Source organism: Bradyrhizobium algeriense, assembly GCF_003062295.1.
Lineage (GTDB): Bacteria > Pseudomonadota > Alphaproteobacteria > Rhizobiales > Xanthobacteraceae > Bradyrhizobium > Bradyrhizobium algeriense.
Genome location: NZ_PYCN01000075.1, coordinates 1 through 8688 on the forward strand (window position 1 = coordinate 1; position 8688 = coordinate 8688).

The following is an 8688-nucleotide window of genomic DNA, read 5'->3' on the forward strand; positions in this document are numbered from 1 at the left end:
GTCATCGTCGGCAGCTCCCCGCAGGCCGCAGCCCAGTCGACCACCGCGCCATCGGCCACGACGCCGCCGCCAGCGGCAGTACAGCCAGGCGCCGCGCCATCCGCCGCAACGCCGGCAACACCCAATTGACCTTTGTGTTCGTGAGGTGACATTCGGTGCGCGTTAAGGACAAGCTGTCATATAGCCGTTATTTGGCCGACGTCCGACCTGCCTACATCAAGCCCGTCACTTCAGTTAGTCGTTACGCATCCGAGGACTGCCGCGCAACGATTACGCGCGCGCATAGACGGTCTTGGTTATGATGGTCGCTAGCCGGTTGAGACGTTCAGGTTGCGACGGACCGCTGATCAGAGGTGTTTTTCGACCGCGCGTAGCCTTTTCCATTCCCAAGGAAGCAACTCGTGCAGGCGCGAGGCAGGCAGATCGGCGATACGGGCCAGAACATCGGCGAGCCAGGCTTGCGGGTCGACATCGTTGAGGCGTGCGGTGGTGAGAAGCGTCAGCATGACAGCGGCGCGGTCTGCCCCGCGCTGAGAACCGGCAAAGATCCAATTGCGTCTTCCGAGAGCGATACCGCGCAGCGCTCTTTCCGCAGCGTTGTTGGTCAGGCAGATTCTGCCATCATCAAGGAAGCGGGCGAAGTCGGCCCAGCGCTTGAGCATGTAGTCGATCGGCTCGCGAACCGCGGAGGAGCGCGAGAGTGTGGCGCGTTCGGTCGAACAGCGGCTTGCTCTTTTGCTGTCGCAAGCTAAGCCGCTCGGCGGCGGTCAAGCCGTTGATCTCGCGCTCGATGACGAAGAGTGCATCGAGGCGTCTGACCGCCTCCAGCGCTATCGGGGAGATCGGCTTACCCTTCTTGCCCTCCCGGGCATTTTTTGCGATGTCGGCCAGCTCGAAGAACTTTCGCCTCGCATGCGCGAGGCAAAATGCCGGCATGATCGGCAGCGCTTTCTTCTTCGGATCGAACAGCGGCTCGAAGCCGTTGTAGCAGTCCGCCTGGACGATTCCACTGAACCGGGCCAGATGTTTTTGTGGATGCTCACGAACATCGGATCGCGATACGCACCCAACCTTGGGAAGCCTGCCAAAAGAATTGCCGAGATTGCGGTACATCGCATCCATAACGCGGGAGGTTTCGCGGAGCTAGGTGCTCCGTCCCTCCTCAGTATCGGGATAGACAAGTTTGGGGCTTGTTTTGATGTGCTCGAAAAAAGCGGCGAGGTCGCCACCAAAGCCAAGCGAGTTCTTTAATCTTTCCATCTCTCCGTGGATCCGGGCCGACCTCCTCCAGCCCGTACTCGTGGATTTGTGTCGCCGACGGCTCCGTCGTGGTCATGTGCCTGAGCGCCTGCGCGTAGAACTCAACCCCCGTTGGGGTGCTTCCAGGCGCCATCGTCACGTGCTGGACGAGGCCTCGAGCCGGCCCGCCGCCGCAATCAAATCGACGTAGGCCGGCTGGACGAACCTGATCATTGCTTCGATGGCTGCTTCAATAAGCTTGGGCTTCATCACGTAAGATATGGGCAGCGCCTCGACCTTCGCGCGGAAGTCCGCAAGCCACGTCGAGTCGTTTCCTGAAGCATGAAAGGGCACGCCGCCCAGAAGAATGCGACAATCCCGGATGACCTTGTCGTAAACAAAACCGGGGAGCAAGGATCCCCTTGCGAGAACGCAACTCGACACCATCGATGACTTGTGCGACCAAGCTGCGGACGCCCTCGAGGCGAGAGATGTACCCCCGCCACCATTCCCGCGTTGATCAGTGAAGTGGGTCATATGGCGAAAGAGATGGTTGTCACGACCACTGTAATTGGTCCACGGCAGGTAAGCGCGTCGGTGCTTAAGCGCCAACGCTCCGTGAGCATGGTTTCGGCGCTTAGACCGACACGAAATGCATCCCAGTTAGTATGCTGGCTGCCAATGATCCTGTCAGCCGGCGCCGGCATATATACATGGGGTTGGCGATTTGCACGCATCCCGTCGAGTCGGAGCTCTGGCCGTAATAGGGCCAGCCGATGAATGCGCCGACCTTATGGTTGGTGCCGCGCAGCAAATCGTAACCGGCGTCGGCCGTGTAGTATGTGAACCTTCCGTTGGCCTGGCCTGTTGATACAGGACAACGAGCGTTCGATGCCCCAATCTTCATTGTTTATGTTTCCTTTGTTGAAGCGCCCGAGGCCAATATTGCCCTTCAGGAATATTCCCCACGGGCTGTCAAGACCGCCAAATAGTTCTCCGGAAGTCTGTCCAGTCCGTGATAAGTGAGCCTCGAGATGAGAATGCTAGGATCTCCAGGTATATGAGGCACAGCGCTATGGTCCCATTGGAATCGTCCCCGGCTGCGCCAGAGCCGCGATCCGCCTTCGAATGACTAATCGGCCGTGTACGCAATGGGCGGCACGCTGGTGGGTTCTTTTGCATACAGCGGCGCGTCAGACCATTGCGCCGCCCGCGGGTCGGCGCCAAAGTGGTAATTCAACCTGACCTTTCCAATGTGATAGTTGCTCGATAGGCTGGTTGTGTTCGCCGGAAGAATTGCAAGCGGTGGAAACTGCACGGTCGGAGCGGTCGCGACACTCGGCCCGCCAAAATGCAGGTAGTCATACTCAAATTTGACGGACCATGCAGGCGTAACCGCCTGCCTGCGATGCAGAAGACTTCATCTGGTGCGGCTGCCGGGGCCGGCTGATGGCCAAGGTGCCCGGCTTCGCCCAGGCCATTGCCGCTGGCGCATCACCGAAATGGACAACTGGGACAGCGACTTCCTCGATCTTGTCGAAGAGGCGCATCTCACCTTCGAGGGTAAGTCCGATTGTGAAATCGCCTTCGGTGCGCTGAAGCGCCTTCTCGACGTCCGCTACAGCGCGCGAGACGGTTCGGCCTGCTCGGAGTTTCTCATGGGAATGACACGACGAAAATGACCCCGCCTGCGGTCGCGGATCGGTTATGATCGGCACTGCGGGCAGGCTCGTCGGCCAATTCTTCATACACAATGGCGACGATACAAGCTTCGTTTGCGAACGCGGCTGAGTGCTTCAACAGCCCTGGCAGGTCAGCATCACCTCATCGAGTGCTGCTTCGGTAAACCGAAGCAATTTCGCCGCGTGGCGACCGGCTACGAAAAGACGGCCAGAAACGACCTGGCCGCCATCACGATCTCGGCTGCCGTATTATGGCTCGATAGATCTCCACTCGAAAGGATCAGGGTAGCGAAGCCGCACCGTGGCCCTGCGCAGTGTCCCAAACGAACTTCGCGCCGTCCGGCAGTTCGCAGATGAATTCGCCCTGATTCACGACTTCGGTCGCCCCGGCGGTCAGCTTGAAGGCCCGCACCGTAAGCTTGCCTTCGCGGCTGAGGCTGTGGCGGAATGTATTCCGTCAATCCACGGTTTGATGCGCATTGGCAAAGCTGATGCCGTTCTGGGCCGTCACCCTGAAGGCACTTATAACCAACCCGGCCTGCGTGGCCGGTCCGGGCTTGCCGCCATCGACGGTGGTACAGCGGTTCAGGTCCAGTATGAGCTTCACATTCTTGCCGGCCTGCAGGGCACTGAGCACCTCGGCGTATTTCGGCGAGGGCTCATCGGCCTTGGCGATCGTGCTCACGCTTACAGCCGAAAGCAAGGACAACAGGATCGAAAGGCGTCTGCCACTGAACTTCATACGCTCTTCTCCTCCACAACAACCGCAGGTAACGCAAGCGCCAACTTGCCCGATGTCGTGTTCGCAAACAGCCTGGCGGAGTCCGGACATATTCGGTCGCAACAACTACACGTGTCGCAACCGCGCGCAAGTCGTTGCGAAGGATAATCCAACCTCACAACCTCGGTACGTAAGGTATGCGAAGTGGCTTCACCATTTGTGACACCCTCTGCACTGTTTGGTCCAGCGGGTGGCAGCGTCGAAAGTACAAACGGCAATAGTGCGTGAATGCAAAGGAGGCCGATATGACCGAGAGGGTGCAGGCTCACATATAAGCGTAAGCGGAAGAGTTTCGAACGAGCATTCAAGAAACGGGCATCTTGCCGAGCACTCCGTGTGGCCGCCCGGCAGGGACGCACCGCCCGAAGAAATGGTCGGGGAATGGACCGCCGGCGAAATTGATGCGATGGGACGACGAGCAAAATACTTGCTCGGTCAAGGGACTTTGATCTCGGTATACCGAAACAAGCTTGGCGGAATGTCAAATGGCGCGACGGCAGCGTTGACTTCTTGACCTCGCGCTTTGCGCGGCTCCGGGTCCGCCCCGCTCATCGCAATGACTGGCTGACCCGCGGCGCTCCCGCTCAGAACAGAGGGTGACATGCCGGACTCGTTCGCTACCATGCGGCGGTGCCTCGCGAGCGTATTTGCTTAGACGCTACCTAGATGTCCGTGCTGCGCTATCGAAATGGAAGCTCATGCGCCGTCATGATTTGTGACGCAGTAAATCTAATCCGTTCGGATATCGGCGTCCCTCTGGTCACAGGCCGCGCAAAGGAAGTCTCCCCGACATCGAAATTCGGCAATCGTCCGGCCACCGATCAAATCGATCTTGATGGCGTAACGCAAACTAAGCCCGGAGGAGATGGCCCATACGTACGCGCGCCCGCCCGCAAATGAAAATCCGTGTGGCCGGACACCGGCGATTTCGACGCCGATCATCGGCACCTTTTCGTGTGGCATATCATTTGCACGGGTTTATCTGGGTTGGACACGGCCAGGTGCCGCGCCATGCCCCAACCGGCCCGACGCACCTCATACCCGGCAGTGTGCGTCGGGCCGGTGCTGTTTCAGCATCGGAGATCGACGCTCGACCGCATTCATCGGTGTTAAGTCGGATGCAGCCGTTTGTGCGATGACCGATACAACGGTGCCGTTTCACTCGCGCTGTGCGAGGTGTGACACTGTGCATTGCCGCGCGTGCAACATCAAAAGCGCTTTCTGTGGTTCTGGCATGGAGAGCGCGTTCGCCAACGCGTCAAAGCTGCACCGTTAGGACTGATTTGCAGAGCTCAAATGATGCGCGATTTTCCGAACATCTCGATCAGCCTGTCTGTCGTTCCTACTACCGGATGGGGGCATCTCCTGGTTCGATATCGAAACGGCCGCGCTTCTACGCACGGTCCTGAACGGAGGCTGCAAAGGTTTCCCAGCACCAAACCCCATAAATCGATTTCCGTTTATGGCGATCTTCCGATGCGTTACATTGTAATCGATTCTGTGGCTGATCTTGGGGATGGAGTCACATAGCGGCCACTTCAGGCTGTGTTACGCTTGGGGAATGTCACGGCTCGCCAGCATATTCAGCACGTATACTGAGATCTGACCCAAGAGCCGTAGCAGCCTCGCATATCGCATAGGGGCCGCCACCTGGCCGACCACGCCGCAGGAGATATCGGCCTTTCGCGACAGCGAGGAGCGCGCCTCTTGCCGATCACGAAGGCGGGGATCAAGCCGGAGGGCGGGGGTTAGGGTAAGATCGATCGACCGAGCAGGCTCGGATAGCGCTCTGCTGATCCGGGCTATGCTTGTTTCGTTTCATCCGGCTGCTTGCTTGGCTGCATCCGCGTGCAAGCACGAAGCAAACGCGTTGTTAAGAATTGGCCCGCACTGATCTGCGCGATTCCGATTCGTTCCTTGCGAACAAAATAGAGTCGGATGGAGAACAAAGCTGTGATGCTGCTTGTCTCCCTGCTTCAGGTAAGGATCGGCTGGAGTTATGATCATCCGACCGAGCAGGGCGCGAATTCATGGCGAAGAAAGCGGGCAAGCAAGCATCGCGGCATACGGTCCTCGTGATCGACATCGGTGGTTCGCGTGTGAAGGTCACGACCAACAGGGAGCGAACCAGGCGCGCGTTTGCGTCCGATCCCGAGCTATCAGCGAGAGTGATGGTCAGGAAGGTCAAGGCGCTGACGAAGGACTGGTCCTATGACGTCGTCGCGGTCGGATATCCCGGACCTGTGGTCAACAACCGGCCCTTGTCGGAGCCTCACAATCTCGGTCTCGGGTGGGCCGGCTTCAATTTCGAAAGGGCCTTCGGTCGCCCGACCAAGGTCGTCAACGATGCGCTGATGCAGGCGATCGGCAGCTATCAGGGCGGCCGAATGCTGTTCCTCGGCCTCGGCACGGGTCTTGGCTCCGCGATGATCGTGGATGGCATTCTGGAATCGATGGAGCTGGCTAACCTGCCGTACCGCAACGGCAAGACATTCGAGCAATATGTCGGCGCCGCAGCCCTCAAGCGCGTTGGAAAGAAGAAATAGCAACGCACGGTCGATGACGTCATCAGGCGCCTGCTCGCAGCCGTGGAGCCGGATTACATCATGCTGGGCGGCGGCAACGCCGGCAAGGTCGACAAGCTGCCGCGCAAGGTCCGCCTCGGCGTCAACACCAACGCGTTCGAGGGCGGATTTCGGCTGTGGAAGAAGGGGGTAGTTAGATCGTCCAGCGTACGGCGATAGAGAATGCCGCAGCTGCATAGGCGCGTGAGCTTTGCACCTGGATTTGAATGGCCTCTCAACGATCGACTGTCTATGGTGTCCGCATGTCCCGCCTTGTGTATCTCTCACTGCTATCGTCCTGTCGCTGTTATCAGTCGCCGCTCTGGCCGCACCGCTTCAAAAGCGGCCGGCTCCGCGCTGGCACGGCTATGGCTTCCTGCCGGGTGACCAGCAGCCGCTGAACAACAGCCTTCCACTTTACGCCCAGAAAGATGCGATGCGGCGATCGGCACGCCGCGACCGGCGCCCTTGGTACATTGACCCGGTCCCCCGTTACTACGGGTATGATGGCGCCTGGCACTATTTCGGCCGGCCCGGCTTTTACGACGGCCGCTACAATGGCGGCAGCTTTGGCCCGTGCTGAACGCGGACGCCGACCGGGCCGATCTGGAATTGCGGCTGATTAGGTGGTAGGGCGCAATGGCGAAGCGTATTGCGGCGTCTGGCGTTGGTGACGGCTTAAGTTGGGCTAATCCAACTGGCGTGCGTACGCACGTGCCTCCAATATTCGCGACCCGCTGAGAGAGGTCAGTCGATGACCTCAGGCGTGTATGCCAGATGGCGCTTGCCAACGCGCCCATCCTTGTGGCGCGAACTTGGCTGCTTTGGCCACGCCGCCTTGCTCATGAGAACGCGTAAATGACCCAGCAGATGCCGACCCACAGGAGCGTGTTGAGGAGGACCGCCGCAAGCGGCCAGAAGTTCCACACTATCCGCGGCTGCGAAGCATCAGCATGCAATGCGCGATCGGCCTTACCGCCTGCAATCACGCGCGGTTGTGGTTTGCCCCAGTGCGTCATCCGTATCCCATGCTTGTGCTGCGCTAGTCGATTTGGGTCCCAGCAAATCGAGATCACCAAGTCAAGTGAACGTCGCCATGCCGATGCCGATAGAATCACGGCCGTGAGGCTGGCGAGCCTGATCGTCCCCTTGCCGACTACCAGATCCCAGCCGACCTGCGGTCCAGGGTTGGCTCTTCGAGCACCTAACCATAGCGCTCAATGATCACGTGAGCCTCAGGCCTTTCGGAGATCGATGAACCCCAGCGTTGCTTCGCGGTCGGCGCTTCCCTTCGACGACGCGGCACCTTGCTCAATGGGACCATGGAGCTCCTGCGGCATCAGCCAGCGCGAGGCATCATCACCAATCAATTGAAATCTCGTGACGAAGGCGAGCTCGTCATAGCCGATCTCGTATTGATCCGCCCGCGTGACTGTCGCGCCCTCGATGCCCTTCGGCTGCATGGCCTCATGAACGCTGGGCGAACTCACTGACTCGATCACGGCTACCTTAAAAGGTGTCTCGGCGAGGCAGATCGATAATTTTGCGAAGGCCATCCTCTTGGACATCTCCGCGCCGTTCACGAAATTCGCACTCTTCCAAAGTAGGAAGTTTCCGATCGTGTTGATGAAGCGGCCTTCCGGTAGTACGGTTTCATCCACGACCAGCTCCGTTGGTCGCGTGTCGGCCGAGATCTGAAATTGCGCACCTTGCGTGACGTGGTTGTAACATTGTCCATTCGCGCCCGATCTCATAGCTGCCCCGTGACCAGCCGTCCGTTTGATGGTCGAGGCTATCTCCTTGGTCGGTGCGGTTAAGTTGGCGGCGAGGGCCACATTAATGTCTGCCGCTTGTACAGTTACGACTAGCCTCAACGCCGCATTGATCAATATCAATCGAGCAAGTCTCATTGTGAATTCCTGGGTCGGTGACCAGCGCGCCGCCTTTTAACTGCGGCATCTTCATCTCAGCAATCGGCGTGCCGAACGCGAAAGTGCTCTGCGCGTCGCTTGAAGAAGAAAAAGCACGTGCCCGAAGCGGCACCCGCGGAATGATTTAGGTGCAGTAGTCGGATTCTCCACATCAACGTCCGCAACCGGACACGACTGGTACGACAAGATAGATGACAAATGACGCCGGTCCCCCTCGTGCCGCCAAGACGGCAACAATGCTTTCGCATTTTGGGTTCAATCCAGCGGCTACATTCAGGGCCGGCCTTTCACCACCGGCTCGCCGTCGGATCGACTGAAGAATGACGTCCGTCACTGGCGCTAAAAGTACTTCCCTCATTCTCACCTAGACGGGGCTTCACCTCATCCGTGGCAGGACGCGACATGACCAACGCCCGCTTGCCGTCAAGCCGAAGTTGATGTTCCAGCAGAACATCGCCTGCGTTCTCGACGAGCGGATGAGTAACCCGGAG

5 protein-coding genes and 6 pseudogenes are annotated in these 8688 nt (G+C 59.0%); 4 read left to right on the forward strand and 7 right to left on the reverse strand.

Translation table 11 applies throughout. The annotated features are described in order from the left end of the window. Positions 1-347: 347 nt before the first annotated feature. The 4 genes and pseudogenes from C7G61_RS47755 to C7G61_RS41295 all read right to left on the reverse strand — a co-directional run bounded on the left by C7G61_RS47755 (position 348) and on the right by C7G61_RS41295 (position 1653). A complete protein-coding gene (locus C7G61_RS47755; RefSeq protein ID WP_375293254.1) occupies positions 348-506 on the reverse strand; it encodes a transposase domain-containing protein in 159 nt (52 codons plus the stop codon). A 72-nt stretch (positions 507-578) separates the two neighbouring features. Then, positions 579-1122: pseudogene (locus C7G61_RS47760) on the reverse strand (IS66 family transposase); the annotation flags it as partial. A 21-nt stretch (positions 1123-1143) separates the two neighbouring features. Continuing rightward, a complete protein-coding gene (locus C7G61_RS47850) occupies positions 1144-1260 on the reverse strand; it encodes a hypothetical protein (protein WP_476727215.1) in 117 nt (38 codons plus the stop codon). 135 nt (positions 1261-1395) lie between these two features. After that, positions 1396-1653 carry a hypothetical protein gene (locus C7G61_RS41295; protein WP_108523259.1) on the reverse strand — a complete coding sequence of 86 codons (258 nt, stop codon included), beginning with the start codon at positions 1651-1653 and terminating at the stop codon, positions 1396-1398. Positions 1654-2688: 1035 nt separating this feature from the next. Between C7G61_RS41295 and C7G61_RS46685 the strand changes: the two are divergent. Continuing rightward, a pseudogene (locus C7G61_RS46685) lies at positions 2689-3030 on the forward strand (hypothetical protein). A 14-nt stretch (positions 3031-3044) separates the two neighbouring features. After that, positions 3045-3179 (forward strand): annotated as a pseudogene (locus C7G61_RS41310) (IS5/IS1182 family transposase); the annotation flags it as partial. Positions 3180-3378: 199 nt separating this feature from the next. On the opposite strand, the gene C7G61_RS46690 reads toward C7G61_RS41310, so the two are convergent. Then, a complete protein-coding gene (locus C7G61_RS46690) occupies positions 3379-3663 on the reverse strand; it encodes a VirK family protein (protein WP_244608742.1) in 285 nt (94 codons plus the stop codon). A gap of 2069 nt (positions 3664-5732) precedes the next feature. On the opposite strand from C7G61_RS46690, the pseudogene C7G61_RS41325 reads away from it, so the two are divergent. Beyond that, positions 5733-6446, forward strand: a pseudogene (locus C7G61_RS41325) (ROK family protein). A gap of 83 nt (positions 6447-6529) precedes the next feature. Then, positions 6530-6849 (forward strand): annotated as a pseudogene (locus C7G61_RS47315) (hypothetical protein). 652 nt (positions 6850-7501) lie between these two features. Here C7G61_RS47315 and C7G61_RS41335 read toward each other — a convergent pair. Both C7G61_RS41335 and C7G61_RS47155 read right to left on the reverse strand, forming a co-directional pair. Next, positions 7502-8176 carry a type 2 periplasmic-binding domain-containing protein gene (locus C7G61_RS41335; protein ID WP_108523261.1) on the reverse strand — a complete coding sequence of 225 codons (675 nt, stop codon included), beginning with the start codon at positions 8174-8176 and terminating at the stop codon, positions 7502-7504. 308 nt (positions 8177-8484) lie between these two features. Continuing rightward, positions 8485-8688, reverse strand: a pseudogene (locus C7G61_RS47155) (Effector protein NopP); the annotation flags it as partial.

Excerpts from the sequence above, each read along its gene's own strand:
- C7G61_RS47755 (WP_375293254.1), bottom strand. The coding sequence starts at position 506 with ATGCTGACGCTTCTCACCACCGCACGCCTCAACGATGTCGACCCGCAA.
- C7G61_RS47850 (WP_476727215.1), bottom strand. The coding sequence starts at position 1,260 with ATGGAAAGATTAAAGAACTCGCTTGGCTTTGGTGGCGACCTCGCCGCT.
- C7G61_RS46690 (WP_244608742.1), bottom strand. The coding sequence starts at position 3,663 with ATGAAGTTCAGTGGCAGACGCCTTTCGATCCTGTTGTCCTTGCTTTCG.
- C7G61_RS41335 (WP_108523261.1), bottom strand. The coding sequence starts at position 8,176 with ATGAGACTTGCTCGATTGATATTGATCAATGCGGCGTTGAGGCTAGTC.